The organism is Flavobacterium sp. ov086 (genome assembly GCF_900187965.1).
Lineage (GTDB): Bacteria > Bacteroidota > Bacteroidia > Flavobacteriales > Flavobacteriaceae > Flavobacterium.
This window is the reverse complement of record NZ_FZNL01000001.1, coordinates 305,055-331,977: the sequence shown is the minus strand read 5'-3', so window position 1 is coordinate 331,977 and position 26,923 is coordinate 305,055. Positions and strand designations below refer to the sequence as shown.

At 33.3% G+C, this 26,923-nt stretch carries 21 protein-coding genes; 8 read left to right on the top strand and 13 right to left on the bottom strand.

What is annotated here, in order from left to right:
• Window positions 1-20 precede the first annotated feature (20 nt).
• Both CHB81_RS01435 and CHB81_RS01430 read right to left on the bottom strand, forming a co-directional pair.
• Window positions 21-1,217 (bottom strand): DUF418 domain-containing protein, encoded by a 1,197-nt coding sequence (locus CHB81_RS01435; RefSeq protein WP_089350101.1) that lies wholly within the window; start codon window positions 1,215-1,217, stop codon window positions 21-23.
• Window positions 1,218-1,399: 182 nt separating this feature from the next.
• On the bottom strand, window positions 1,400-2,338 hold the full coding sequence (locus CHB81_RS01430) for an L-threonine 3-dehydrogenase (protein ID WP_089350100.1): 939 nt from the start codon (window positions 2,336-2,338) through the stop codon (window positions 1,400-1,402).
• A 485-nt stretch (window positions 2,339-2,823) separates the two neighbouring features.
• Here CHB81_RS01430 and CHB81_RS01425 point away from each other — a divergent pair, with 485 nt between their 5' ends.
• The 3 genes from CHB81_RS01425 (at window position 2,824) to CHB81_RS01415 (ending at window position 7,555) form a co-directional block, all read left to right on the top strand.
• Window positions 2,824-3,456 carry a hypothetical protein gene (locus tag CHB81_RS01425; protein WP_089350099.1) on the top strand — a complete coding sequence of 211 codons (633 nt, stop codon included), beginning with the start codon at window positions 2,824-2,826 and terminating at the stop codon, window positions 3,454-3,456.
• Window positions 3,449-6,814, top strand: a complete 3,366-nt coding sequence (gene mfd, locus CHB81_RS01420; protein ID WP_089350098.1) for a transcription-repair coupling factor — start codon at window positions 3,449-3,451, stop codon at window positions 6,812-6,814. Before CHB81_RS01425 ends, mfd begins: the two co-directional genes overlap by 8 nt.
• A 186-nt stretch (window positions 6,815-7,000) precedes the next feature.
• On the top strand, window positions 7,001-7,555 hold the full coding sequence (locus CHB81_RS01415) for a DUF5683 domain-containing protein (protein ID WP_089350097.1): 555 nt from the start codon (window positions 7,001-7,003) through the stop codon (window positions 7,553-7,555).
• Window positions 7,556-8,098: 543 nt separating this feature from the next.
• On the opposite strand, the gene CHB81_RS01410 is transcribed toward CHB81_RS01415, so the two are convergent.
• The 4 genes from CHB81_RS01410 to CHB81_RS01395 form a co-directional block, all read right to left on the bottom strand.
• The gene (locus CHB81_RS01410; RefSeq protein ID WP_008466087.1) at window positions 8,099-8,755 is read right to left on the bottom strand and encodes a hypothetical protein; all 657 of its coding nucleotides are present in this window, start codon (window positions 8,753-8,755) and stop codon (window positions 8,099-8,101) included.
• 120 nt (window positions 8,756-8,875) lie between these two features.
• On the bottom strand, window positions 8,876-9,247 hold the full coding sequence (locus CHB81_RS01405; protein ID WP_089350096.1) for a YraN family protein: 372 nt from the start codon (window positions 9,245-9,247) through the stop codon (window positions 8,876-8,878).
• 163 nt (window positions 9,248-9,410) lie between these two features.
• Window positions 9,411-10,310, bottom strand: coding sequence for an LD-carboxypeptidase (locus CHB81_RS01400; RefSeq protein WP_089350095.1), 900 nt, complete (start codon window positions 10,308-10,310; stop codon window positions 9,411-9,413).
• Window positions 10,311-10,472: 162 nt separating this feature from the next.
• The gene (locus CHB81_RS01395) at window positions 10,473-11,546 is read right to left on the bottom strand and encodes a serine hydrolase (protein ID WP_089350094.1); all 1,074 of its coding nucleotides are present in this window, start codon (window positions 11,544-11,546) and stop codon (window positions 10,473-10,475) included.
• Window positions 11,547-11,681: 135 nt separating this feature from the next.
• On the opposite strand from CHB81_RS01395, the gene CHB81_RS01390 reads away from it, so the two are divergent.
• From CHB81_RS01390 to CHB81_RS01380, 3 genes are all read left to right on the top strand, one after another.
• Entirely contained in the window at window positions 11,682-12,785 is a 1,104-nt protein-coding gene (locus tag CHB81_RS01390) for an endonuclease (RefSeq protein WP_089350093.1), read from the top strand.
• 75 nt (window positions 12,786-12,860) lie between these two features.
• Window positions 12,861-13,400: a 3-hydroxyanthranilate 3,4-dioxygenase gene (locus CHB81_RS01385; RefSeq protein WP_089350092.1), complete on the top strand. Its 540-nt coding sequence runs from the start codon at window positions 12,861-12,863 to the stop codon at window positions 13,398-13,400.
• 91 nt (window positions 13,401-13,491) lie between these two features.
• Complete coding sequence (locus CHB81_RS01380; protein ID WP_089350091.1) at window positions 13,492-13,803, top strand: hypothetical protein; 312 nt, start codon at window positions 13,492-13,494, stop codon at window positions 13,801-13,803.
• Between the two features lie 3 nt (window positions 13,804-13,806).
• Here CHB81_RS01380 and CHB81_RS01375 read toward each other — a convergent pair whose 3' ends face one another.
• Together CHB81_RS01375 and CHB81_RS01370 are read right to left on the bottom strand one after the other, a co-directional pair.
• Entirely contained in the window at window positions 13,807-14,097 is a 291-nt protein-coding gene (locus CHB81_RS01375) for a type II toxin-antitoxin system RelE/ParE family toxin (RefSeq protein ID WP_089350090.1), read from the bottom strand.
• Window positions 14,098-14,150: 53 nt separating this feature from the next.
• Window positions 14,151-15,110 carry an MBL fold metallo-hydrolase gene (locus CHB81_RS01370; RefSeq protein ID WP_089350089.1) on the bottom strand — a complete coding sequence of 320 codons (960 nt, stop codon included), beginning with the start codon at window positions 15,108-15,110 and terminating at the stop codon, window positions 14,151-14,153.
• Between the two features lie 183 nt (window positions 15,111-15,293).
• Between CHB81_RS01370 and CHB81_RS01365 the strand changes: the two genes are divergently transcribed.
• Window positions 15,294-16,847, top strand: coding sequence for an aldehyde dehydrogenase family protein (locus CHB81_RS01365; protein ID WP_089350088.1), 1,554 nt, complete (start codon window positions 15,294-15,296; stop codon window positions 16,845-16,847).
• A 109-nt stretch (window positions 16,848-16,956) separates the two neighbouring features.
• Entirely contained in the window at window positions 16,957-17,712 is a 756-nt protein-coding gene (locus CHB81_RS01360) for a hypothetical protein (protein WP_089350087.1), read from the top strand.
• Window positions 17,713-17,764: 52 nt separating this feature from the next.
• Here CHB81_RS01360 and CHB81_RS01355 read toward each other — a convergent pair whose 3' ends face one another.
• The 5 genes from CHB81_RS01355 to nuoL all read right to left on the bottom strand — a co-directional run bounded on the left by CHB81_RS01355 (window position 17,765) and on the right by nuoL (window position 26,923).
• Window positions 17,765-20,608, bottom strand: coding sequence for a T9SS type A sorting domain-containing protein (locus CHB81_RS01355; RefSeq protein WP_089350086.1), 2,844 nt, complete (start codon window positions 20,606-20,608; stop codon window positions 17,765-17,767).
• 587 nt (window positions 20,609-21,195) lie between these two features.
• Window positions 21,196-21,969, bottom strand: coding sequence for a Bax inhibitor-1/YccA family protein (locus tag CHB81_RS01350; protein WP_089350085.1), 774 nt, complete (start codon window positions 21,967-21,969; stop codon window positions 21,196-21,198).
• A gap of 164 nt (window positions 21,970-22,133) precedes the next feature.
• Window positions 22,134-23,525: an NADH-quinone oxidoreductase subunit N gene (locus CHB81_RS01345; RefSeq protein ID WP_089350084.1), complete on the bottom strand. Its 1,392-nt coding sequence runs from the start codon at window positions 23,523-23,525 to the stop codon at window positions 22,134-22,136.
• 64 nt (window positions 23,526-23,589) lie between these two features.
• Complete coding sequence (locus tag CHB81_RS01340; protein WP_089350083.1) at window positions 23,590-25,029, bottom strand: NuoM family protein; 1,440 nt, start codon at window positions 25,027-25,029, stop codon at window positions 23,590-23,592.
• 10 nt (window positions 25,030-25,039) lie between these two features.
• Window positions 25,040-26,923, bottom strand: coding sequence for an NADH-quinone oxidoreductase subunit L (nuoL, locus tag CHB81_RS01335; RefSeq protein ID WP_089350269.1), 1,884 nt, complete (start codon window positions 26,921-26,923; stop codon window positions 25,040-25,042).

Below are 26,923 nucleotides of genomic sequence, written 5' to 3'. Positions count from 1 at the left end.
TTTTATCTAATGAAGGAAGATTATACTATTTTTATTTCAGTAATAACTTCAGATTGTGTTTTCTTGAAAGGGAATAACTTTCGGTAACTGGCGGATCTCCATAACCATTCAATTGGGCCATAATTGTATTTTGAAAGCCACCATTTGCTAATGAATAATTGAAGGATGAAGACAAAAACGGCTAATGAAAAGTAAAACCAATAAGGCATAGTATCGGCAATTCCTAAACCAATTCCGGAAAAAATAAAAGCAGCCAGAACATTCTGAACAATATAATTAGTCAAGGTCATTTTACCGCCAGCACTAAAATAACTAAAAATTGTTTTTAGTTTTCCGTGGGTATATAACAGACAAATTCCCGTTGCAATAAAAATCATTGTGCTCAAAACTAACCAGTAAAGCGGATGAAAGATTTTAAGGATATCGACCTTATAAGAAATTATTAAATTGAAACCAATACCAATAATTATAGCCGTAACTAAACTGATACAAAGGGTGTTTTTCAATAACTTTTTCTGTTCGTTTAAGCGATTAAAAAAATCTAGTTTTTGAAGAAGAAATCCAAAAAGCATACAGGCAAACATTACTATATGTGCTGTAATGGCGTAACCCGGAATAATGATTTGTTCGTAAAAAGAAGCCAATAAATTGAATTTAAAAAAGTCCAGCCAGTTTCCGGAATGATACAATTTTAAATATTCAGGATTTGTGGTAATTTCCGGATGTTCAACTTTAAATCCACTTACATAAGCCATTATAAAAGGAATAGCAAGAACAAGAACTGCACAAATAATACTTAAAGTTTTTGCTGAACTTTTATAAAATAACAACATTACAAGACCTAAAAAAGCATAGTCTTTTAGAATGTCTCCAAGCCAAAAAGATGAATTGATAAAAGCCAAAATAAAAAGCAAAATCATTCGCCAGGCAAAAAATGTAACTGGATTTTTTCCTTTAGCTGCTACATTGTTAATTAAAATAGCAAAACCATAGCCAAATAAAAGCGTTAATAAAGTCCAGGATTTTGCTGCAAAAAAATAGCGATTAAAATAAAAAAGGATATCAGATATTATGCTATTGTTGATTTTGTGCTCTACACCGATGTGTAGAAAATCAGAATAATTGCCAATGGCGACTCCCAAAATAGCCCAGCCACGAAGAATGTCGACAATAGCAGTTCGTTTGCTTTGATCGATCGGATGATAAGAATTTGTCATTTGATTAACATGTTTTTTGTGATTTGATTGATGATTTTAGATAAAATTTGAAATTATTCTAACGGAATCAAAAATAAGAAAATTATGTAATGACCAACTTTATCCAAAAAATATATTTTCGCAAAAAAGAAAAGCCTGTTATTTTAAAAATAACAGGCTTTAAATTAGAACCGAATTTAAGATTATCCTAAATGTTCCAGCATATCTTTGGTCATAGTTTCAAGATCAAATGTATGTTTCCATCCCCAATCTTTTCTAGCTTCAGCATCGTCGATACTTGCTGGCCAGCTATCCGCAATTTTCTGACGGAAATCAGGCTCATAAGTAATCGTAAATTCAGGAATATGTTTTTTAATTTCATTAGCAATTTCTGTTGGAGTAAAACTCATCGCTGCTAAATTGTATGAAGAATGTATTTTGATTTCTTCAGCCGGTGCTTTCATAATATTAATCGTAGCATCGATTGCGTCATCCATATACATCATAGGCATTTTTGTTTCTGATGATAAAAAGCACTCGTATTTTTTATCGGCAATAGCCTTATAGAAAATATCAACCGCATAATCAGTAGTTCCACCACCAGGAGGTGTAGACCAGCTAATTAAACCAGGATAACGGATGCTTCGAACATCAACACCATAAATATTATGGTAATATTCACACCATCTTTCTCCCGCTTGTTTACTAATTCCGTAAACCGTAGAAGGTTCCATAACAGTATATTGAGGTGTATTTTCTTTTGGAGTAGTTGGTCCAAAAACTGCAATACTTGAAGGCCAGAATATCTTTTTTACTTTTTTGGCTTTAGCCAAATTCAAAACGTGAAATAAGGAGTTCATATTCAAATCCCATGCAAAAGCAGGATTCTTCTCGGCTGTAGCCGATAAAAGTGCCGCCATCAAATAAATATCTGTGATTTTATGCACTTCAACAAGATGCTCGATTTGATTGAAATCTAAAGCATTTACCACTTCAAAAGGACCTGAATTAACAACGTCAGTATTTAATTTTCGAATATCAGAAGCAATTACATTTTCTGTTCCGTATAACTTACGTAGTTTTTGAGTCAGTTCTGTCCCAATTTGACCGCAAGCGCCAATGATCAATATTTTTGGATTCATTTTGAATAGTTTTTAGAGACGCAAATATAACGTTTTCGTAATTATTTTTACTTTTTAGAAAAACAAATTATAAATTTAACAATGATAGAGATGCTTTTTTGGATTATTCGTTGTGAGAGTATTATTGCAGGATTTAATTTAAAGATGAATTTAGTCACAGATTTATACTGAAGCAGATTGTTTTACCGCAAAGCACGCAAAGTTTTATTATCTAAAATGCGCATATAAACGCAAAGTTCGCAAAGCTTTGTGTTGATTTAGCTTTGCGAACTTTGCGTTTATATGCGTAATCCTGAATAAAAAACCTTTGCTGACTTTGCGGTTAAATTTTTCAGATAAAGATTTTAAAAATAATCGGTGTAAATCTGTTTAATCCGTTAAATCTGTGGGCAAAAAAAATATGTTAATCTGCAAGATTTATAGGTAAAAACAGAATTCGTAATTGTAAAATTACTTTGTAACTTTGTAGCTTAATGTTTTACCAAATGAAATATAAAATATCTCTTTTTCTACTTTTAATTTTTGTGCTGAATTCATGTCAAAATGAAGATGAAAAACGTCGTGCCGAAAACGCAAAGGAAGCTAAGAAAAACGAAATTATTTTTAATAATATCAATAAAGCCTGGACATTTATTGACGAGCCAATTAACGAAGTTGCTGAGCAAAAAGTAAGTTCATGGGCAGAATGGCGTGATTTCCTTAAAGAAATTGGAGATAAACCCAGAAAAACAATTGGAGCTTTTCAGAAAAAATCAGCTGCAATTTCAAAAAAAGCATTGGCTTTAAACAACAATATTCCTATCGAATTTAATGTTCCTCAAATAAAAAGCCGAATTTCAATTTTGATTACAAAAGTCGAAATGATGGATTTATTTATTAATCTGAATACAATTCCGGACAAGAAAGTAACGTTCTTGATAGGAGAAATTAATAAAGAACTTATTTCATTAGAGCGACAAATGGATCAGGTTGTAGCAAAAAGCAAAATTCCAAAAGAAGAAGGAGAAGAGGACTTCCTGAAAATGTTAGATACAACACGCGCAATTCCAAATTCGAATACAGTTCCGGTCCCTCCAATGCAAAGCAATATAAATAAAAAGTTACCAACAGTTGACTAAAAACGCCTTATATACTACGTATGATAATCTGCCAAAATCACAGCAGATCGCCACACAATTACTAGAGCAAAATCAAATAAAAATGCATCTTAACGGATTGTTGGGATCTGCAGTTTCATTTGTGATTCGTGCTGTTTTCAAAAAAACCGAGTTGCCTTTTCTGGTTGTTTTAGACAATAAAGAGGAAGCAGCTTATTACTTGAACGATCTGGAACAAATGATTGGAGAACAAGATGTGTTGTTTTATCCTGCGTCATTTCGCCGTCCGTATCAAGTTGATGAAACAGATAATGCCAATGTTTTGCTTCGCGCTGAGGTTTTAAACCGAATTAATTCCCGCAAGAAACCAGCAATTATTGTTACGTATCCCGAGGCACTTTTCGAGAAAGTAGTTACACGTCAGCAATTAGACAAAAACACTTTAAAAGTCGCTTTAAACGACAAAATTTCGATCGATTTTATTAACGAAGTTTTGTTTGAATACGAATTTAAAAGAGTCGATTTTATTACAGAACCCGGAGAATTTTCGGTTCGTGGAGGAATCGTCGATGTATTCTCATTCTCGAACGATCATCCATACAGAATTGAGTTTTTTGGTAATGAAGTAGATAGCATTAGAAGTTTTGATGTTGAAACTCAATTATCAGTTGAAACACATAAAAAAATCACGATTATCCCGAATGTCGAGAACAAAATATTTCAGGAAAACCGAGAAAGTTTCTTAGATTATATTGCAGAGAAAACGGTTGTTTTTATTCAAAATACAGACGGACTTTTAAGTCAGTTAGACAAGCAATTCGCAAGAGCCGAAGAAGCTTTTGAGAAGCTTTCAGGAGAAATAAAACACGCAACTCCCGAACAATTATTCTTAAATCAGACCTCGTTTATTAAACGAGCTTTAGATTTTTCGATAGTGGAGCTGGCTTCAAAACCAATTTTTAAAACCACAAAAACGTTCGAATTTCATATTCAGCCACAACCATCATTCAATAAACAATTTGATTTGCTGTTGAATAATTTGAGCGATAATCATTTTAACGGATATAAAAATTATCTGTTTTGTTCGAATGAAGCGCAGGCAAAACGTTTTCATGATATTTTTGAAAGCTTAGACGAGGCCAATTCAGAGAATATCCGCAAGCAATATCATACGATTGTATTGCCTTTGTATCAAGGTTTTATTGACGAAGAAAATCAGATTACGGCATACACAGATCACCAGATTTTTGAGCGTTATCATAAATTTAATATCAAAAACGGATATTCTAAAAAGCAGAATATCACGCTTAAGGAATTAACGGCACTTTCTGTTGGTGATTATGTAACCCATATCGATCACGGAATAGGGAAGTTTGGCGGATTGCAAAAAATTCAGGTTGAAGGCAAAACGCAGGAAGCCATAAAATTGGTTTATGCTGATAATGATATTGTATATGTAAGCATTCATTCGCTGCATAAAATTTCAAAATACAACGGAAAAGACGGAACGCCTCCCAAAATTTATAAGTTAGGATCGAACGCCTGGAAAATTTTAAAACAAAAAACCAAAGCGCGCGTCAAACATATTGCGTTCAATTTGATTCAATTGTATGCAAAACGCCGTTTAGAAAAAGGTTTTCAGTTTGCGCCGGACAGTTATTTGCAAAACGAATTAGAAAGTTCGTTTATTTATGAAGATACACCAGATCAGACTAAATCGACTCAGGAAGTAAAAGCCGACATGGAAAGCGATCGCCCAATGGATCGTTTGGTTTGTGGTGATGTAGGTTTCGGAAAAACTGAGGTTGCGATTCGTGCTGCTTTTAAAGCTGTAGACAATAGTAAACAAGTTGCGGTTTTGGTTCCTACTACTATTTTGGCGTACCAACATTACAGAACTTTTACAGAACGATTAAAAGATATGCCGGTTTCTGTTGGTTACTTAAACCGATTTAGAACGGCAAAACAAAAAACACAAACACTAAAAGATTTAGCCGAAGGAAAACTAGATATCGTAATTGGAACACATCAATTGGTAAACAAAAATGTAGTTTTTAAAGATCTTGGTTTATTGATTGTCGATGAGGAACAAAAGTTTGGAGTAAACGTAAAAGATAAATTAAAAACTATTGCTGCAAATGTTGATACGTTGACATTAACGGCAACGCCAATTCCAAGAACGCTTCAGTTTTCATTAATGGCAGCGAGAGATTTATCTGTTATTACGACACCTCCACCAAACAGATATCCGATAGAAACGAATGTAGTTGGTTTTAATGAAGAAGTAATTCGTGATGCAATTTCGTATGAAATTCAACGAAACGGACAGGTTTTCTTTATCAATAACCGAATCGAAAATATAAAAGAAGTTGCCGGAATGATTCAGCGTTTGGTTCCAAATGCCAGAGTCGGAATTGGTCACGGACAAATGGAAGGTGCCAAACTCGAAGAATTGATGTTAGGTTTCATGAATGGAGATTTTGATGTTTTGGTTGCAACCACAATAATCGAAAGTGGTCTGGATGTGCCAAATGCCAACACGATTTTCATTAATAATGCAAACAACTTCGGATTGTCAGATTTGCATCAAATGCGTGGTCGGGTAGGGCGTAGCAATAAAAAAGCATTCTGTTATTTTATCTGTCCACCATATTCATCAATGACCGAAGATGCCAGAAAACGTATTCAGGCTTTGGAGCAATTTAGCGAATTAGGAAGCGGTTTCAACATTGCAATGAAAGATCTTGAAATTCGTGGAGCAGGAGATTTATTAGGAGGAGAACAAAGTGGTTTCATTAATGAAATTGGTTTTGATACCTACCAAAAAATCATGAACGAAGCCATCGAAGAATTAAAAGAAAACGAATTCAAAGATTTATATCCGGCAGAGAACGATATTGAAACGAAGGAATATGTAAAAGATCTGCAAATCGATACTGATTTTGAGTTATTGTTTTCTGATGAATATATTAATAATGTCACAGAGCGTTTGAGTTTGTACAACGAGTTGGGCAGTGTGAAAAATGAAGAAGAACTGGTAATCTTTCAAAACAAATTAATTGACCGTTTTGGACCAATGCCACCAAGAGCGAATGCCTTGATGAATAGTATTCGTATCAAATGGATTGCGACTAATATAGGAATTGAGAAACTGGTGATGAAAAAAGGCAAAATGATTGGCTATTTTGTTTCTGATCAGCAGTCTGATTATTACCAATCGAAACGTTTTCATAAAGTGATAAAATTTGTGCAAACGCATAGTAATATTTGTACAATGAAAGAAAAAGAAACTCCAAATGGTTTACGACTTTTACTGACTTTCGAGAATGTAAAATCTACGAAACGTGCTTTGGAATTAATGGAGATGTTGGGAGAGTAAAAGAAAAAACGTTGCCACGAATTTCACGAATTTTCGCAAATTTTATATTGTAATGCGAAATTTTCATTCGTGCTCATTCGTGAAATTTGTGGCGAAAAGAAAATTAAGTTTTATTTATCTTTTACTTAAGAAAAATCTTAGAACTAATAAGTTTTCTTTGAGAGAAATTTTAAAGCAAACTTCTCTATGCAATATCAATTTATTCTTTTGTTCTTGTTATTTGGATTAACCTCAATTTTCGCTCAGGAAAAGAAGCAAATCATTTCAAAAGATACTCTTAAATCAGAAACAATAGATCCTTTACGTCCTGCTAAAGCTGCATTTTATTCGGCTATTTTTCCTGGTTTAGGACAAGTTTATAATAAAAAATATTGGAAAGTTCCTCTGGTTTATGGAGCGATAGGAACAAGTGTTTACTTCTATATCGACAGTCAGAAAAACTACAATATTTATCGGGACGAATACAAAAACAGACTTGCCGGAAATTCAAGTTCGTCTACAAGTTTGGCCAGATTAGATAACAGCAGATTAATTGCCGCTCAGAAACAATTTCAACGAAACAGAGATTTATCAGCTTTGTTTATTGTTGGTTTTTATGTTTTAAATATCATTGATGCCAATATTGATGCTGCTTTGTCTCAGTTTAATGTAAGCGAAAATTTGGCTTTTAAACCAGTTATGAATACGAATACGATCACTTCAAAAACTGATTTTGGGTTTGCTTGTGCTTATTCATTTTAAAAGTTTTCAAAAAATTAAGATTATTGGCAAAAAAAAAATCACCCAAGATGAGTGATTTTGATGGTTAATGTGGTTTTTTGGTTTAGATAATCTCGTCATGAACTTGAAAAATGACTTGCATTGATTCTAATGCTTTGCTCATTTGGTTCCTGATGTATTTATAGAGATGCCGAATTTCTGGCTAATTTCTTCATAACTCATTCTCTTCTTATCTGTTGAGAGTTTAACAAATATATAAAAATATTATTCTCAGTAAATAGTATTGAAAAAAACTTAATTCTATTTTTTTTAATAAATTTTATAGAAAATAGCAGTAAAATGATTGTCAAGCCGCCTTTTATCAAGTCTGTAGCTTTTTGGTTGATATTTGTGTAATAAGTATGATGAATTTTAATTCTTACGAATATTCTTATTCTAAAATAAAGCAATTAATGGTTTTGTAATGAGTGTAAAAAAAAAATCCTTTCATCTTTTCATTGAAAAAAGATAAAAGGATTTTATAAAATGAAGAATACGGAGGGATTCTGATAAGTCAAATTTGGATTAGTTTTTCAAGTCTTTGATTACTTTAAAAGCAACATCAACCTGATCTTCACCAACTAAAATTGTAAATTCATTTGAAGTCGAAATTACCTCGTTTATGATAATTCCCTCCCAGGCCAAACGTTGAAAAATGAAGTAATAAATACCAGGAACAACAATGTTTTCCTTTGGTAATTTTACTGTAATTGAGGCTAAATTATCTAATTTCTGAATCAGTTTTTCACGCATAAAGTGTTTTTCAACCAAATGATTTACGCTGCTGCTTACTACTATATTAGTTTCATTTACACCACGAGATGAGGTATAAAAAATATCAGATAAGGCGTTAATATCAGAGATTAAATCGGCTTGTTTGTTCAGGACAGTTTCTGAAGCAGCAAAAGTATAATCTGTCAATTCAGATCGAACCGTAATCTCTCCAATATTCTTGATTACCTTATTAATTTTATGATTTAGTTTAAAATCGAGTTCTTCCGTGAGTCGTTTTAGCGACATTACAACAGCGCCTTGTTTTACCTCTTTGCCAAATTCACTTTCCAGTTCGGTCATAATGTTCCGGGAGAGAGAAGTTAGATTGATGATGCCAAGCGATAACGCGTTTAATAAAAAAGGTTTTGTTTTGATGTAATTTTCGACGATTGAAGAAACGGTTTTCATAATTTTTTTTCTTTTTTTTTGTAACTTAATTGGGTTGGTTTAGTTAATAGTGATGTTATAAATCTATGCAAATATAAATAAAAAAACAATTTGTTACAATTATAACAATAAAAAATTATGTTAAAAATGATAAAAAGCATCGGTAAGATGTTCAATTGCAAATGTTTCGCCACTTTTGTGAACTGCTATTATGTCAAAACGAATTTCACAATCTTCTTCAAAATCCTTTTCCCTATCGTTTATGTAGGCATTTACTGCTTTTATGAGTAACTGAATTTTTTTTGGTTTCACAAAATCTTGTGGTAAACCAAAATCTAAACTTGATCTTGTCTTTACTTCGACAATAGCTATTATGGATCCTTTTTGAGCAATTATATCTATTTCGGCTTTTTGAAAAGTCCAGTTTCTATCCAGAATTTTATACCCATTTTCCTGAAGATATTCTACAGCGAGATTTTCACCTTTTTTCCCGAGTTCGTTGTGTTCAGCCATTTTTTGAATTATGAATTATAAGTTATAAATTTTTATGCTGTAACGAGCAATTTGCACACAAAGTCGCCAAGACGCAAAGTTAAATTCTTTGTGTCTTGGCGACTTTGTGGGATTATGATATTTGGTATTTAATTCCTTAGGGAAAAGAAATTTTCAGAAAATATTATTTTTGAAAAACAACAGTACTTCCGGATTCATTTACGTCAATAGAAATGGTATTTCCCATAATTAAAGCTCTGTTATCCTGAATATGTCCGGCGGGGAAATTAAAAATCACCGGAATATTGTATTTTTTGGTTACATCGTCTACAATTTCAAGCGCATTTTTCCCCCACGGAACTTCGTTGTCTTTCATTTTTGTCATTCCGCCAATGATAATTCCTTTTAGGTTTTCGATGCATCCATTGCGCCTTAAATTCATCATCATACGATCAATATGATACAAGTATTCATCAAGATCCTCGATAAATAAAATCTTATCCTTGCAGTCAATTGCCGATTGTGAACCTAATAAACTGTATAGAATAGATAAATTCCCTCCAACTAATTCACCGGTTGCTTTTCCAAAACGGTTCATTTTATCCGGGACAATAGAGTAGGAAAGTGGCTCGCCAAACAAACTCGATTTCATAGAACTTATAGCCGCCGGAGTAGCACGCGGAATCGTTACAGGCATAATACCATGGATAGATTTGTAACCCATAGTATTCAAATGATTGTGTAAAACCGTTACATCGCTAAAACCAATAATCCATTTTGGGTGTTGTTTGAATTTAGTGAAATCCAATAAATCAATCATTCTTACCGTTCCGTATCCGCCACGAGCACACCAGATTGCTTTAATATTAGGATTGTCCAATTGATGCTGAAAATCAGCAGCACGTTGCTCATCAGTTCCTGCTAGTTGATTAAAATCGAGTCCGATTGTAGTTCCAACAACAGCCTCTAAACCCCAACTGTGCAGTAAGTCTATCGTAGGTTTTAAGTTGTCATCAATATTTTTTCTGGCAGTTGCTAAAATGGCAACAGTATCTCCTTTTTGTAAATAAGGTGGTGTAATCATCTTTTGTTGGGATTGACAGGTAAATGAATGTAAAGCAAAAATAAGAAATACGAATGTACCAAAAGCAAAGCTTTTCCTGAAGTCTTGGAGTTTGTTCTTGTTCATGATTTCTTTTTGCTTAAAATTATAAATTATTTTTTAAATCGGGCTGAGATTAAAATATCAACCGCCATATTTGTTTTGCAATTCTTCTAATAGTAATAGAAGTCCTTTGTCAACTTCTTCAGATTGTACATTAGCAAAAATGATGAAAGCTTTGTTGATTGCTTCGCAAATATACACTTTGGTTAAAAAAGTTCCGGGATTTCCGTTATGAAAAGAATATTTTAAGTTGCTTTTTTCGTTTATTTCTGAATTCCATCCAAACGAAAATTCGGGTAAACCATAATGCATGTATTCGAATTCTTCTTTCGTAAGCACTTTCGATTTTCCTAATAAGCCTAGAAGCTGCATTTGAGTAAACTTGCAATAATCTGGTAAACTAACCTTTATGTTTCCTGCTGATGAAAGCCAGTTTAATTTATAATTTAAGGCAGGCTCTTCTGGTTTCAATTCCTCATCATGTCCCCAAGGTTGGTTTTTATCCTTTAGATTTGGTTGACCAAAATCAAAATCGATATTCAGTTTTTCCCCCAATTCTTTTACTAATGATTCATAGGTTTTGCCGGTTGCTTTTTCGAGCATAAGTCCTGTGGCAACATAACTTGGATTTGACCAATATACAGGTTGTTTTTCTGTAGAAGGATTTTGCTGCAAAAACCAAGCGATAAACTCATAACGCTGTTGCTGATTATTGCCTTTAATTTCGTCCTGAGTTGGAGTATCATTTCCGTATGACCAAGTGTTGATTCCCGCACGAAAAGTTGTAAAATCCTGTAACGTAAAATTGTATGTTGCAGGATTGCTTTTAGCTTTTAATTCTGGATATAAATCAAAGAATTTAGTATCCCATTTTATTTTTCCTTCTTTAACTAAAACCGCAGCAAGATAACTCGTAACTGTTTTTGTAATAGACCCCAATCTAAATTTATCATTAATTTTCGCCTTGTATTTTGAGTTTATTCGCTGGTATCCTAAAGCTTGAATTTCTAAAACAGAATCGGCAGAAACCACGGCATATGCTAGTTCCGGAATATGGTATTTTACCCGAATACTATCAGCAAACGAACTGTTTTTTTGAGCGTTTGTGTTATTAAAAAAAATAAGAAATAGAAGGGCAAAAAAAGTTTTTTTCATTTTTAGAAAAGGCGAGTTTAAACGAGCAAGTTACGAGACATTCTAGGATAATCAAAAAATAAAGTAATAAATAAAATAGAAATTTCCTACAAAATAATTAAATTTCCTTACATTGACGATTCTAAAGAATTATTTATGCAAACACTCTGGTTTAAGTTTTATATAATGGCTTTCTTTTTATTGTCATTTGCGCAGGCACAATCAAAAAAATATACAATTCATACAGTTGCCTTTTACAATTTCGAAAATCTTTTTGATACCCATGATGATCCAAGTACAAACGATGATGAATGGACGCCAACCGGAGTACAGAATTGGACGCAAGAAAAATACGAACAGAAATTAAAGAACCTTTCAAGAGTTTTATCAGAAATTGGAACGCCCGAAAATCCCAATGCACCAACTATTATTGGAGGTTGTGAAATTGAAAACCGTGGCGTAGTCGAAGATCTAATCAAACAATCCAAATTAGCAGATTTTGAATACGGAATTATTCATTTTGATTCACCCGATAAACGCGGAATTGATGTTGCGTTATTGTATCAGAAAAAACATTTCAAACCCACTTCATATTCAAACATTCCTTTATTTATCTACAAAAATAAATTGCCCGTTAAAGAAGATAAAAAAGAAGAAACCGAGGATGATCTTGAACTTAAAGTCAAAAATAACAATCGAATTTTTACACGAGATCAGCTTTTGGTTACTGGTTTTCTTGAAGACGAAGAAATACATATTATTGTTAATCACTGGCCATCAAGATCTGGTGGTGAAAAAGCAAGCAGTCCTTTTCGGGAAGCCGCTGCAAATTTAAATCGGAAAATTATTGACTCATTGCAGCAAATTAATCCAAATGCAAAAGTGATCACAATGGGCGATTTAAATGATGGACCTTTTAATAAAAGTGTAAAAATTGCACTTGGTGCAAAGTCAAAAAAGAGTGAAGTTCCGGAATTTGGTGTTTTTAACCCGTTTGAAGAAATGGCAAATAGAGGAATGGGAACAATCGCTTTTAGAGATTCCTGGGATATTTTTGACCAAATTATAATTACTGAATCGCTCATAAAACCTGATTTCTCCACTTATAAATATTGGAAAGCAGGAATATTCAACAGATCGTATCTTATTCAAACTTCTGGACAATATAAAGGTTATCCGTTGCGCCACAGTTTAACCGAAGTTGGTTTTAGCGATCATTTTCCGGTTTATATTTATCTGATAAAAGAGATGAAATTGTAGAGACGCACTGCTGTGCGTTTCTACACAAAACTTTTTCCTTAACTTAGCTACTTAGAAACTCAGTACCTCAAAAAAATGTCAATAGCAAAACCTTTCAATCTTACCAAATGGATCGACGAAAACCGTCATTTATTAAAACCGCCTGTTGGAAATAAAAATCTTTATGTTGATTCCGGCGATTATATTGTCATGATTGTTGCAGGTCCAAATGCCCGAAAAGATTATCATTACAACGAAACCGAAGAGCTTTTTTATCAGCTCGAAGGCAGTATAAAAGTTGTAATCCAGGAAGACGGCCAACGCAAAGAAATGGAATTAAATGCCGGTGATATGTATCTTCATCCAGCTAAAATTCCGCATTCCCCAGTTCGTTCTGAAGGTTCAATTGGTTTGGTAATCGAGCGCAAACGCGCCGGAAAAGGATACACAGACGGCTTGCTTTGGCATTGCGATAATTGCAATCACAAACTTTACGAAGTGCTTTTTGAACTTCATAATATAGAGAAAGATTTCTTGCCACATTTCGAACATTTCTACAATTCATTAGAATTAAGAACTTGCGATAATTGTGGCACAATAATGGAATCTGATCCTAGATTTGTTGCTAAGAAGTAATATTATTCTTAAACTAATTACATCAAAAAAAGCCTATATGTCTTTTTTTGATGTATATTTGTATCATAAATGATATAAAATTAAATTAAAAATGATACAAGAAATTATCACATATAAGAATATTGTTTGTAATCTTGAAGATTTGATGAATAATTCCCCTTTTAAAAAGAATTATATTATTGAAAAAGTTGGTATACCAAGCCCAACATTTTACCGAAAATTAAAAACACAAACTTTTACCCCAGATGAAATGCTTTCAATTGCAAAAGTACTTTCTCCGGAAGAAAATTTTAGATTAGAATTAAAAGCAGAAATTGAGCAAGGTAAACTTGATTTTGAAAATGGAGATTATATAACTCACGAAGAAATGCTAGAGGAATTGAGAAGTAAAAAACTCATATAAAATTTATAAACTACCAATCTCTGCAGGATGTTGGCGATTACTCCAAAAGGCAATAAGTCTAATATGATCTTCCTTTGTTTGATAATACAAAGTAACATGCTTTGAAATTACTATTTCCCGACATTCTAAATCTGCTCTATACTTCCCTAATTGAGGATTTTTTTCTAATAAGCCATTAACGTGTACGACATCATTAATGAATTTTTTAGCAGCTAATGGAGTCCAATATAGTTCGAGATAATTCTGAATATTATAAAAGTTATATTTTGCTTTTTTAGACCAAATAATTTTCATTTAAGATTTAATCATTTTGCTAAATTATAAAAAATAACCTACAAAAAAAGTAATTATAACTCAAATCGTTTCCCTTGTTCCGGATAAATAATCTTCAAACCTAAATCATTCTGATTTTTAAGTTGCTCTTTAATTTTTACAATATTTTTAGCTGGAGGTTTCAAATGTGTAATAATGATTTTGAAGCCTTTCAAAGAATCTTTTCCAGCTAATTCTTCTAAAGCATGAAGTTCTTTCATTAAATAATTTGGTGTCAAATGACCGAACAAGAATTTATCAGGTTGCTCATTCGGAAAAGAAACTTCAATGAAAATTCCTTTTAGTTGTTTGTCTTTTACAAGTGGAGCAATTGCAGTCCATAAATCATGTAAGTCGGTACTTTTTTCAACAGCGTCAGGTCCGGTATCTCCCAAATATAAAGCATAAGCATCTCCATTTTTAATTAAAAAAGCAGTGCTTTCAAACGGATTTACGTGACTTAAGGGAAACGCTTTTACTGTCATTGTTGTATTCGTTAGCGGAGTTTCTTCATCAATTGTTAAAGTCTGAAAGTGATATTTTTTCAAAGGAAAACCAACTCCTGCATCTCCAAAATTTGCCCAGGTTTGATCATTGAAATAATGGTTTTCCATCATTTCCATGCATTTATTAGTCGCATAAACTGTCTTTGAAGAATCAGCTGGTGAATTAATTATTAAACCCGAAACGTGATCTAAATGTGCATGTGAGATCAAATATCCTTTTATATATTTTCGTAAAACTTCACTGGTTGAAACCTTAAAAGCTTTGTTTTTTATGGCAACTTCAATTCCGGCATTTACTGTTCCGGCATCAAGACAGATAAAATCTTTTGTATTAATAGGGGCTAATAAATAAGCTGAAAGATTTTTTTCGTCAATTCCGCCTTTTATTCCTAGAGGAACAACCTGAAAAGTAGGTTTTTGTTCTTTTTGAGCAAACGTATTTATCGAAATTAAAAAGAAGCAAAGCAGAAGACGATTGAAAATGGTCATATTTAAGTAATTTTGTTAGTGCAAATTTCATGAATTATAGCGAATAAATTATAGTGTATTTCTTTAAATGCTATTAATTAACCCTAAATTTACTTTGATTTTAACAATGGATTTTGGTTTAAATTCAACTCTAAATAATATCTTTACATTAAAAATATAACAATTTTAACTAAAAAAGTTACAATGACAACAATAGCATCGCAATTTGGAATGAATGAGGCTCTGGAAAAATTGGGCATCAAATTGATAAATGACGGAACATCAACTGGAACGCAAAACTTTGCTTCGGGAGGAAATTTGGATAGTTTTTCACCAGTTGACGGAAAACTAATTGCTTCGGTAAAAATGTCAACACAAGCTGATTATGAAAAGGTAATGAAGGCAACTACGGAAGCTTTCAAAACATTTCGTTTAATTCCTGCACCACAACGTGGAGAAATTGTACGTCAGTTTGGGCAAAAGTTACGTGAAAATAAAGAAGCTCTTGGTAAATTGGTTTCTTATGAAATGGGAAAATCTTTGCAGGAAGGTTATGGAGAAGTTCAGGAAATGATTGACATCTGTGATTTTGCTGTTGGATTATCGCGCCAATTACACGGATTAACAATGCATTCTGAAAGACCCGGACACCGTATGTATGAGCAATATCATCCGTTGGGAGTTGTGGGAATTATTTCGGCATTTAATTTCCCGGTTGCAGTTTGGGCGTGGAATACAGCTTTAGCGTGGATTTCGGGAGATGTTTGCGTTTGGAAACCTTCTGAGAAAACACCTCTTTGCGGAATTGCATGTCAAAATATTATTGCTCAGGTTATAAAAGAAAATAATTTGCCGGAAGGAATTTCATGTCTAATAAATGGTGATTACAAAATAGGAGAATTAATGACAGCTGATACCCGAATTCCGTTAGTTTCTGCTACAGGTTCAACCCGAATGGGAAAAATTGTAGCACAAGCAGTTGCGGGTCGTTTAGGGAAATCATTATTAGAGTTAGGAGGAAATAACGCTATTATTGTAACTCCGGATGCCGATATTAAAATGACGGTTATTGGTGCCGTTTTTGGTGCTGTAGGAACTGCAGGACAGCGTTGTACATCAACTCGAAGACTGATTATTCACGAAAGTATTTATGATAAAGTAAAAGATGCTTTGGTTGCGGCATATAAGCAATTAAGAATCGGAAATCCGCTTGACGAAAACAATCATGTTGGTCCGCTAATAGATACTCATGCGGTTGAGTTGTATGCTCAGGCTTTGAATAAAGTCGTGGCTGAAGGTGGAAATATTTTAGTTGAAGGTGCAGTGCTTTCTGGTGAAGGTTACGAAAGTGGTTGTTATGTGAGACCGGCAATTGCTGAGGCTCAAAATTCATTTGCAATTGTACAACACGAAACATTTGCTCCGGTTTTATATTTGATTAAATATTCTGGAGAAGTTGACAATGCAATTGAACTTCAAAATGGTGTTGCGCAAGGATTATCATCAGCAATTATGACAAATAATCTTCGTGAAGCCGAAAGATTTTTATCTGTTGTAGGTTCAGATTGCGGAATTGCAAACGTTAATATCGGAACTTCGGGTGCTGAAATTGGTGGAGCTTTTGGTGGAGAAAAAGAAACCGGTGGAGGTAGAGAATCAGGTTCTGATGCTTGGAAAATTTATATGCGTCGCCAAACCAATACAATCAATTATACTACAAGTTTACCTTTGGCACAAGGAATTAAATTTGATTTGTAAAACGAATTTTTTATATTAATAAAACCGCTTTTTAATTCATTTTTAAAAGTGGTTTTTTTTATGCTTGATTTTTTTCTATTTTATTTAAATTTGGTTAAAATTCCAAGAAATGAAATGTAAAATTTTTTTGTTGTTAGCCGCAATTTCTCTTATGGGTTGTGCTAAAAAAACAGATGTAAAAGCAAAAGCTGCAGTGTCAAAAAAAGATACTTTGAAGCAAGAAGTTTTCGACGAAGAATATGAAAGTGAACCTGAAGTAGTGACTTTAAAAGAGCTTAAATTTCCAGCAACAGGAAACAATGCGGAAGATTTTGTTCCGGAACCTTGTGAAATAAAAATGCGGGCAGAAGGTTTTTTAAATGACGACGATCTTAAAGATATTGTAATTGTTTTGCAGAATGAAAACAACAATACCGATTCGCGTGCAACATTGGTTCTTTTACAACAAGAAAAAGGAGAGTATAAACTTCAGGATATTTCTTGGGAAGCTGTTGATCCAGAATATACAGAAAGTGGTTACCAGATATATACATCAGAGGAAATTTATATCGAGAATAAAGTATTGCACATTATGCTTCAGAGTGGCGGAGGACCAGCTGGTACAAGAGAAACATTATACAAATATGTTAATAATGATTTAGTTCTTATAGAGATGCATACTTTTAATGCCGGAGCAGGTTCTCATTTGTCCAGTGATTATAATTTAATAAAAGGAGTGGCTGAACATGAAGTTACAAACACTTTAAATGATAGTATGCCAGATAAGTATGAAATCAAAAAATTTCAATTGAAGCGACAGATGTTATTTACAAAAGACAATCCAAACATCGTCTTAGAAAATTTGCCAGGGTCAGAAAATTTTTAAAAAAACAAAAGGCTTCTGAAAACAGAAGCCTTTTGTTTTTTAGATTATAGATTTATTTCTTCAAAATAGTTTGATTTAATGAACCATTAGCAGTGTAAATTTTTGCTAGATAAGTTCCTGGAATTAATCTCGTCATATCAATACTTTGAATCCCTTTTTGAGCAGTTTGTACTAATGTTCCTGACATATTATAGATTACAACTTTTTCTACTTGTTGATCAACATCTGATAAATACAAAGTATCTGTTACCGGATTTGGGTATAAGATTGCTTTAGTATTATCTTTAATTTCTGCTACTTCGGCAGTTTGTGCCATACGGGCTGTGCTTCCATTATATTCAGTACTAATATAGAATAGATTGGCCACAGATCCTTTGGTTATTGTATTTGTTCCTGCAGGAATTGATGCCGTAACGATTCCGGCAGTTGCGGTATAAGAGACATTGTTTACTTTAATTGTTCCGGTAAAGTTAGAGTCAAAAACCAAAGTTAATGTTGAGGCACTTGTTGTTGTGTAAGTAATCGAAGTGCTTGATTCTATTTTTAAACGTGCTGTCAATGTCAGTCCTGCATAAGTTACTGATCCGGTAGTAGAGTTCATATTTCCTGTAATGGCATAAAATGTACTTGTTTTTCCAGAGGTAGTAAAATTATGAATTTCATTTCCTGTTGGAGTTCCGGTTGTTACCGTTATAGTTCCTGATCCCGTAGCGGGAGTTCCGGTTCCTGTAGTTGCTATAGAATATGATACAGTAGCAGTTGGCGTTCCTGTAATTGTAATTGTTTTAGCTGTTGTGTTTTTTACAAAACTAATTCCTGAAGCAGGCAATCCTGTTACTGTGGCATCTGTTGCATTTCCTCCCCAAGTAAAAACTATTGTACCAATTGCTGTTCCGCTTGCGACAGTTTGGTTGTTGTTTGTCGTAGAAGTAAGGGTTTGGCTTCCTGAAGCTGTCACTGTGATAGTTCCTGATCCTGTTGCTGGAGTTCCAGTTCCTGTCGTTGCTATAGAATAGGCTACTGTAGCCGTTGGAGTTCCTGTAATTGTGACTGTTTTAGCCGTTGTGTTTTTTACAAAGCTAATTCCAGAGGCAGGTAATCCGGTTACTGTTGCATCTGTTGCGCTTCCTCCCCAGGTAAAAACAATAGCACCTATAGCTGTTCCGCTAGTTACGGTTTGATTATTGTTTGTTGTCGAAGTAAGGGTTTGCGGATTCGCTGGCGGAGTTCCTTCACCTTGTACAGCCACTAATGAACCCGTGTAATTAGTAAGTGTCGACTTTAGAGCAGTAATTACAAGTGATGATGTATCGTCAACGCTATTGTTGAATACCCATTTTAAATCTCCACCGGAAACACGCCCCGAATATTGAGTTACTTTGGTTTTTGCAGTAGCAGGCTGATCAATAACTAAGTTTTTTACGTATAAAGCAGCGTCAGTATCGAAGTTGTTATACGTGTTTGCACCAGATTTAGATTTAACTGCATTGCTTACAGTTTCGCCTCTTGTTGCCGCAACGTAAGCATCAAAATCTGTTACAGAACTAATTTTTCCTGTGATATTGTATAAAGGATTCGTATCGCCATAAGCAACAAAACGCATATTGTTAGTCGCATTATCAGCATCAAAAGTATTGTTGAATGCTTTGATTGAACCTCCTGCTTCGCCTGAAAAAGTTCCCATTGTTCCTGCATTATTTACCTGATTGGCTTCATCCCAAATATCAGATCCTTGCAATGAAGTAAGCATTGGATGTTTACTATTGCGGTAATAATTTCCCTCTATAAAAAGTGATGATCCCAAAGTTGATCCTGCACCATATTTTGAAACTCCGTCATAATAATTATTGTAAATGTGTGCCGAGTAATAACGAACACGTGGATGACGAGAGTCAGAATGGTCAAACCAGTTATGGTGATAGGTGATGTATAATCCAGTTGTAGTTCCTTCACTTAAGCCCAAAAGACTCGCTTTTCCGTTGTCCCAAAAGTGATTGTATGACAAGGTTATATACGTCGAAGATTTGTTGTCAAGAGCCCCGTCACCTTTTATTTGGTCAGCATCACTACCTGCATTTCCATAAAATAAATCACAATTATGAACCCAAATATGATCATTATCCTGCTGCATGCCCACATTATCTCCTGCCGTACTGTTGCAATTCATAAAACCAATGTTGCTAACTTCGATGTTTGAAGCTGTCTTAAGACGTACACCCCAGCCATTTGCAACAGCATCATTTCCAACACCTTCAATAGTAACATAACTTGCAGCGTTGTTGGCATTTTCGATAACAACGTCTCCGCCTTCCATTACGGTCATGTCAGTTATATTTCCAATTAAACGAATGATAAAAGGTCTTGTGTCCTTTCCTTTTTTAATGGCGTATAGAATATTTTGTAAACCAACACACGGATTTACACTAGCACCGGTAATATTCATCGAAATTGTATTTTTTGTGTTTTGAGTGATGTATAGAATCACTGCGCCATCTTTAGGAGTTCCGTCGGCTTTGTATCCCCCTGGGACGCGACCGCCATCAAAAGCAAAACCATTTCGATCATGTGCTAGAACGGTTAAATTACCTGTTGTTGATCCGGTTCCTTCTGAGCCTGAAATTACTGGTTTTACTTTGACAGTATAGGTTCCAGCTTTAAGTCCCGGAATATCAGCTCTGAAATAATTTCCATAGCTTCGGATCAATTGATCGTCTATTTTTTGGTCTGTAATTCCTTGTCCGGAATAATAGACGTTATAGCTTTGAGCATTGCTAACGGGCTGCCATTTTACAAAAGCAGATTCGAGCCAACCTGAGGCTTCGTTAATTTGAACTTGTTGTGCCCACGTTTGAAACGCGACAAGAAGAACAGTAAAGAAAAGTAGGTTTTTTTTCATAATTGTTTTGTGGTTAAGGTTGTTGATAATTAGTTAGTTGTATAGATGCTTAAAATTGCAATTTTAAATTGTAATCGATTACACAAAAATATATATTATTTTTGAATTCTGATTATTTTTATAATAAAAAATAGATAATGTAAAAAATTATCAATTAATTTACTCATTATGTAATAAATTGCATTAATTGTAATTTATTACATAATTCAATAAAGCTTTGCTAAGTCTTGTTTTTTATGGCTTTTAAGAAGAGGAGTTTGTAGAGTTTTACTGATAGAAGCAAATTTTTATCATTTTGTTTAATTTTAAAAGCAATTTTTTAAAATAAGATTTATAGTGTTAAAAATTTGAATTCTTTGTAGGCTTTCCAGATAAAGAATCACTTCACGGAATGTTTTCGATAAGAATATAATTTTAAAAAAGTCTTTTTTTCTAAAATTAGTACGGTTTAAAGACTTTAAAAATATTTATGAAGAGAAGAGAATTGAATTCAAAGGTTTAAGAAAAGATATTTTGTTGTTAAAAGGAGGGCATAAAAAAAGCCTTTTTGAATTTCAAAAAGGCTTTTTAATATAGATAGAAAGAAATTAATTCTTGCTTGATAATTTTGATAATAATCTTAAGAATTCGACATACAACCAAACCAGTGTAATCATTAATCCCATTGCGCCGTACCATTCCATGAATTTTGGCATTCTTTGTTGAACACCTTTTTCAATTTGATCAAAATCTAAAAATAAGTTTAAAGCAGCGATGATGATTACAAAAACACTAATTCCAATACTCATCATTCCATTTCCGTAATGAACAGGAGTGAAATTAAAAATCAAAGAAGCTACCCATGAAATTAAATAATAAGTAGCAATTGCTAAAGTAGCAGCAATGACCACAGATTTAAATTGTTCAGTAACTTTTACAATTTTAAATTTATATAAACCTAAACAAACTAAAAACGTGACTAATGTTGCGCTAACGGCATTAACTACAATTCCAGGATACATAGCTTCGAAGATTGCAGAAATACCTCCAATAAACAATCCTTCAAATAAGGCGTAACCTGGAGCCAAATATGGAGAAAGTTGTGGTTTGAATGCTGAAATTATAACTAAAATAAGTCCAACGATAGCACCGCCAATTGTTGGTAACATTGCATTCATTCCGTTAAATGCCATCCACCATGTAACCATTGCAGATCCGCATAATATTAAAAATAAAATAGCTGTTTTATTAATAGTACCTGACAAAGTCATTTCCTGATTGTAATCAATAATTTGTGCATGGTGTACTTCTTCAGCTTTTGAAACAGCATTTGATGAAAAATGCTTGTTGCTTAAAAATGGATTTTTTGAATTGAAGTTCATAGTTCTAATACATTTAATTGTACCCAAATATATGGAGTTTTTTCGAAGTCCTATAGTTTCGGTTCAATTTTTAACACGATTTTCTCTTCTGTAAAAATTGGCTTTAAATAAAAAGTCCATCAAAAGAAACTCTTGATGGACTTGTATTTATTTTGATTGTATTTTTATTTCAATAAGTCTAAAACTAAAGATGGAAATAAACCTAAAGCGATATTTAAAACAATTGAAATAATTGCAACTGCATAAATAAGGAAAGGTTTTCCGGTACGTTCCTGATTTGGTTCTTTAGAATACATTGCTAAAATTAGTTTGAAATAATATCCAACACTAATAATGGAGTTGATAACCGCAACGATTACTAAAGCAATATATCCGGCTTGAATTGTTTGGTTGAATAAGAATAACTTAGCAAAAAATCCGGAGAAAATTGGAATACCAGCCATAGATAATAATGAACCTGTAAGGATCGCAGCCAATAAAGGATTTGTTTTCCCTAAACCGTGAAAGTTAGTAACATCTTCGTTATCCTGATTTTTGCATACATATAGAATAACGCTAAAAGCAGCGATTCCGGCTAATGCATAAGCTGCTGTGTAATATAATAATACACCTGCAGATGTTGCAACCGTAAGCAATGTCATCAACATAAAACCTGCGTGTGAGATTCCTGAGAATGCCAACATACGTTTTACATTTACCTGACGTAATGCCATTATATTTCCAACGGTCATAGAGGCTATTGAAATGATTACTACAATCGTTTCAAATGTTCCTAAAAGATCTTGATTGTCTAAAGACGGAACCAGATTTAATGCTGAAACTAGTTTGTAAAGTGTAGCAATTGCTACAACTTTAGCCAAAGTACTCATTAAAGCAGTTGTCAATGCAGGAGATCCTTCGTAAACGTCCGGAGCCCAGAAATGAAAAGGAACTGCCGCTACTTTAAACAACATACCAATAGTCATTAAAATCATTCCGATAGGAAACCAGATTGGTAATTCGGCAGATAAAGAACTTTCGTGAATTTCTGCAACATCAAAACTTCCCATTGCTCCGTAGATCAAACAAATTCCGAATAAAATAATTCCAGAGGCAAAAGATCCCATTAGGAAATATTTCATACCCGCTTCATTACTTTTTAAATTCAAACGATCACTTGCTGCAAGAACATAAAGTGCAATTGACAAGATTTCGATTCCTAAGAAAAACATTGCTAAGTTTCCAAAAGAAACCATTGCAACTCCTCCAGCTAATAAAAATACTTTTATCGCAACAAAATCTGAAATTTTGGTTGGATGATTTTCGTAAAAATTATGACTTAATGCTACTAAGAAAATAGTTAAAACAATAAACAATGATGAGAACGCAGTTGAGAATTTACTCACTGTAATCATATTATTGTAATAACTCTGCTCTAATCCAAATTCATAATAGTTAAGTGCCAAAACACCCAATAAACCAATAATGGTAATTGGAACAATGGCCTTTCTTAAATTAAGAATTTCAAACAATAGGCAGAAAATACCCAATCCTGTTATAGCTATTAATGTATTCATTTTTGTTTTTTTGATTTAGGAAATCTAAAACTAATGATGCCCTAATTTATTTTTATTTAAAATATTAATTTTTATTGATAACGTTTAGAATTGTTTCTAAACTTGGTGTAATCAAATCTGTAATTGGTTTTGGATAAAATCCGAAGAAAATTAAAACCGCAATAATTACGACTAATGAAATTCCTTCATTAACAGAAACATCAGCAAAAGTTTTTGAATTTGTTTCTCCCAACATTACATTTTGAAACATTTTAAGCATATAATAAGCTCCTAAAATAATAGTTGTTCCGCCTAAAACAGCAAACCAAATATTAATTTGAGAAAGACTATACAAAACGGTAAACTCTCCAACAAAGTTAAAAGTACTTGGCAAAGCTACAGAGGCTAATACCAAAATTAAAAACATAGAAGTGAATTTTGGAGATTGTGTACGAATACCACCTAATTTTGAAATTTCTCTTGTTTCGTATCTTCTGAAAATAATTTCAGCAGCAAAGAATAATCCAACTACAACAAAACCGTGAGCGATCATTTGCAAAACAGCTCCGCGTAAACCATCAATAGTTAAAGTGTAAGTTCCTGCAGCAATTAATCCAACGTGCGCAAGAGAAGAATAAGCCAATAATTTCTTTAAATCCTTTTGTCTTAATGCAACGATTGATCCGTAAATTACTCCGGCAATTCCTAAAGCAATAAAGATATTCATGTATTCTTTTGCAGCTAATGGTGCAATTGGCAACTGCCAACGAATAACACTGTATAATCCCATTTTTAACATGATACCAGATAAAAGCATAGTTCCAACAGTTGGTGCTTTTTGGTATACATTTGCCTGCCATGTGTGGAAAGGAATAATTGGAATTTTAATAGCATAAGCTAAGAAGAAAGCTAAGAAAATCCAAAGTTGTTCAGAAGCAGATAAATCTAATTTGTATAAATCTTCGATTAAGAAACTTCCAGCTTTTTGGTATAAATAGATGAAAGCAACTAACATGAACAATGAACCTGCAAGTGTGTAGATAAAGAATTTAACTACTGCTTTTCTGCGTTCTTCAGCATCACCATTACCCCAAATAAGTGCAATGAAATAAATTGGAATAAGTGCTAACTCCCAGAAAATATAATATAATAGACCATCTGCTGCAAGGAAAGTTCCTGTCATAGCAAAAGCCATAAATAAAATTAAAGCATAAAAAGCTTTAGCATTTTTATATTCATTTCCAAAAGAAGAGAATATAATAATTGGCGTTAAAGCTACAGTCAATAAAAGCATTGCCATACCTAAACCATCTGCATTTAGAGCAAATGAAATTTTAGGTTGTGTAATCCAGGCATTGATCAAACTGATGTTTTCGCCTGCACAAAAATGATTTAGTAAAACAATTGAACAACCTAAAGCCGCCAAACTAAAGAACAAAGCTACTTTTGATGCTAGTTTATCACCAACAAAATAAGTGACAAATGCACCAATTAGAAGAATAATTAATATAAGAGAAACGTTCATAGTTGTAAAATTATTTAGCTAAAAATATATAGGAAACAATGGCACAAAGCCCTAAAACAAAAGCAAAAAGATATAATCCGATACTTCCGTTTTGTAATTTTTTACCTTGAAAAGCTAGTTCATTGGTTACTTTTCCTAATCCAAAAACAAGTGCAGATAAACCTGTTTCAACACTGTCTCTGAATAATCTTGATAATCCGTTGATAGAGCGCACAAATATTGCATCGTAAGCTTCGTCTACATAATATTTATTGTATAAAACTTTTGTCAAACCAGTAATGTTTTCGTCTGCTTCAGGAACATTATCTTGTTTAAAGTATTTAATGTAAGCAATTAAAATACCTAATAATCCACCTACTACAGCAACAGCCATTAAGGTATATTCTGTTGGGCCTAAATGATGTTCTTCACCTGCCACTTTCGTGAAAAGTGGAGCTAAATATTCATTCAACCAGCTATTTCCAGGTAAACTGATAAGTCCACCAAAAGTAGCTAAGATTGCTAAAATGATTAAAGGGAAAGTAATTAACCCGTCACTTTCATGTAAATGATGTTTTTGCTCTTCAGTTCCTCTAAAATCTTTGAAGAAAGTAAGGAACATTAAACGGAACATATAAAACGCTGTCATAATTGAAGCGATAGATCCAACAACATAAAGTGAAATATTGTGGTGGAAAGCCGTCATTAAAATTTCGTCTTTAGAGAAGAAACCTGAGAAAAACGGAACCCCAGAAATTGCTAATGAAGAAATCAACATTGTCCAGAAAGTGATTGGCATTGCTTTACGCAAACCACCCATTTTACGCATATCTTGTTCTCCGTGTAATCCGTGAATCACAGATCCAGAACCTAAGAATAAACAAGCTTTGAAGAAAGCGTGCGTAATTACGTGAAAAACTGCCACTTCATAAGCACCGAATCCTAATGCTAAAAACATTAAACCTAATTGAGAAACGGTAGAGTAGGCCAAAACCTTCTTAATATCTGTCTGAACTAAACCAATTGTTGCAGCTACTAATGAAGTAATTGCTCCAATAACGGCGATAACAGTTTGAACATCTGGAGCTAAATCAAATACAAAGTTTAATCTAGTTACCATAAAGATACCAGCTGTAACCATTGTTGCAGCGTGAATCAATGCAGAAACCGGAGTTGGTCCAGCCATCGCATCAGGTAACCAAGTGTATAACGGAATTTGTGCTGATTTTCCACAAGCTCCAATAAATAAACATAATGCAGCCAATGAAAGTAGTGGCAAGTTAAGGTTTGTTGCTCCGGCGATTGCAGTTTTTAAAGTTGCATAATCTAAAGTTGAGAACATTGAACCAATAATGAACATTCCGATTAATAAACCTAAATCTCCAATTCTGTTCATGATGAAAGCTTTTTTCGCAGCATCATTGTAATCCTGGTTTTTATGCCAGAATCCAATTAACAAGTATGAACAAAGTCCAACACCTTCCCAACCAATAAATAGAACTAATAAGTTACTTCCAATTACAAGTGTAATCATGAAGAAGACAAACAGATTCAAATACGCAAAAAACTTATGCATATTTTCGTCATCGTGCATATAACTAATAGAGTATAAGTGTATCAATGAACCAATACCAGTTACAAAAAGTAACCAAAGTAAAGATAATTGATCTAATAAAAATCCAAGATTGATATGTAAATTACTAATTTGAATCCAGTCAAATAAAGTAACCTGAATGGCTTGTTTTGTTTGGCTAATTTGATTGAAAAAGAAAAGCGTAATAGCAAACGAAACTACTATAACAGCAGTTCCAATGATTCCTGATACTGTTTTTCCTAAGCTTTTACCAAAGAAAACATTGATTAAAAATCCTAAAAAAGGAGCTAATACTAAAACTAAAGCTAAATTGGTATCCAT

Bases quoted from the DNA above. Each gene is read 5' to 3' on its own strand.
- CHB81_RS01435 (WP_089350101.1), bottom strand. From the start codon at position 1,217: ATGACAAATTCTTATCATCCGATCGATCAAAGCAAACGAACTGCTATT.
- CHB81_RS01430 (WP_089350100.1), bottom strand. From the start codon at position 2,338: ATGAATCCAAAAATATTGATCATTGGCGCTTGCGGTCAAATTGGGACA.
- CHB81_RS01425 (WP_089350099.1), top strand. From the start codon at position 2,824: ATGAAATATAAAATATCTCTTTTTCTACTTTTAATTTTTGTGCTGAAT.
- CHB81_RS01415 (WP_089350097.1), top strand. From the start codon at position 7,001: ATGCAATATCAATTTATTCTTTTGTTCTTGTTATTTGGATTAACCTCA.
- CHB81_RS01410 (WP_008466087.1), bottom strand. From the start codon at position 8,755: ATGAAAACCGTTTCTTCAATCGTCGAAAATTACATCAAAACAAAACCT.
- CHB81_RS01405 (WP_089350096.1), bottom strand. From the start codon at position 9,247: ATGGCTGAACACAACGAACTCGGGAAAAAAGGTGAAAATCTCGCTGTA.
- CHB81_RS01400 (WP_089350095.1), bottom strand. From the start codon at position 10,310: ATGATTACACCACCTTATTTACAAAAAGGAGATACTGTTGCCATTTTA.
- CHB81_RS01395 (WP_089350094.1), bottom strand. From the start codon at position 11,546: ATGAAAAAAACTTTTTTTGCCCTTCTATTTCTTATTTTTTTTAATAAC.
- CHB81_RS01390 (WP_089350093.1), top strand. From the start codon at position 11,682: ATGCAAACACTCTGGTTTAAGTTTTATATAATGGCTTTCTTTTTATTG.
- CHB81_RS01385 (WP_089350092.1), top strand. From the start codon at position 12,861: ATGTCAATAGCAAAACCTTTCAATCTTACCAAATGGATCGACGAAAAC.
- CHB81_RS01380 (WP_089350091.1), top strand. From the start codon at position 13,492: ATGATACAAGAAATTATCACATATAAGAATATTGTTTGTAATCTTGAA.
- CHB81_RS01375 (WP_089350090.1), bottom strand. From the start codon at position 14,097: ATGAAAATTATTTGGTCTAAAAAAGCAAAATATAACTTTTATAATATT.
- CHB81_RS01370 (WP_089350089.1), bottom strand. From the start codon at position 15,110: ATGACCATTTTCAATCGTCTTCTGCTTTGCTTCTTTTTAATTTCGATA.
- CHB81_RS01365 (WP_089350088.1), top strand. From the start codon at position 15,294: ATGACAACAATAGCATCGCAATTTGGAATGAATGAGGCTCTGGAAAAA.
- CHB81_RS01360 (WP_089350087.1), top strand. From the start codon at position 16,957: ATGAAATGTAAAATTTTTTTGTTGTTAGCCGCAATTTCTCTTATGGGT.
- CHB81_RS01355 (WP_089350086.1), bottom strand. From the start codon at position 20,608: ATGAAAAAAAACCTACTTTTCTTTACTGTTCTTCTTGTCGCGTTTCAA.
- CHB81_RS01350 (WP_089350085.1), bottom strand. From the start codon at position 21,969: ATGAACTTCAATTCAAAAAATCCATTTTTAAGCAACAAGCATTTTTCA.
- CHB81_RS01345 (WP_089350084.1), bottom strand. From the start codon at position 23,525: ATGAATACATTAATAGCTATAACAGGATTGGGTATTTTCTGCCTATTG.
- CHB81_RS01340 (WP_089350083.1), bottom strand. From the start codon at position 25,029: ATGAACGTTTCTCTTATATTAATTATTCTTCTAATTGGTGCATTTGTC.
- nuoL (WP_089350269.1), bottom strand. From the start codon at position 26,923: ATGGATACCAATTTAGCTTTAGTTTTAGTATTAGCTCCTTTTTTAGGA.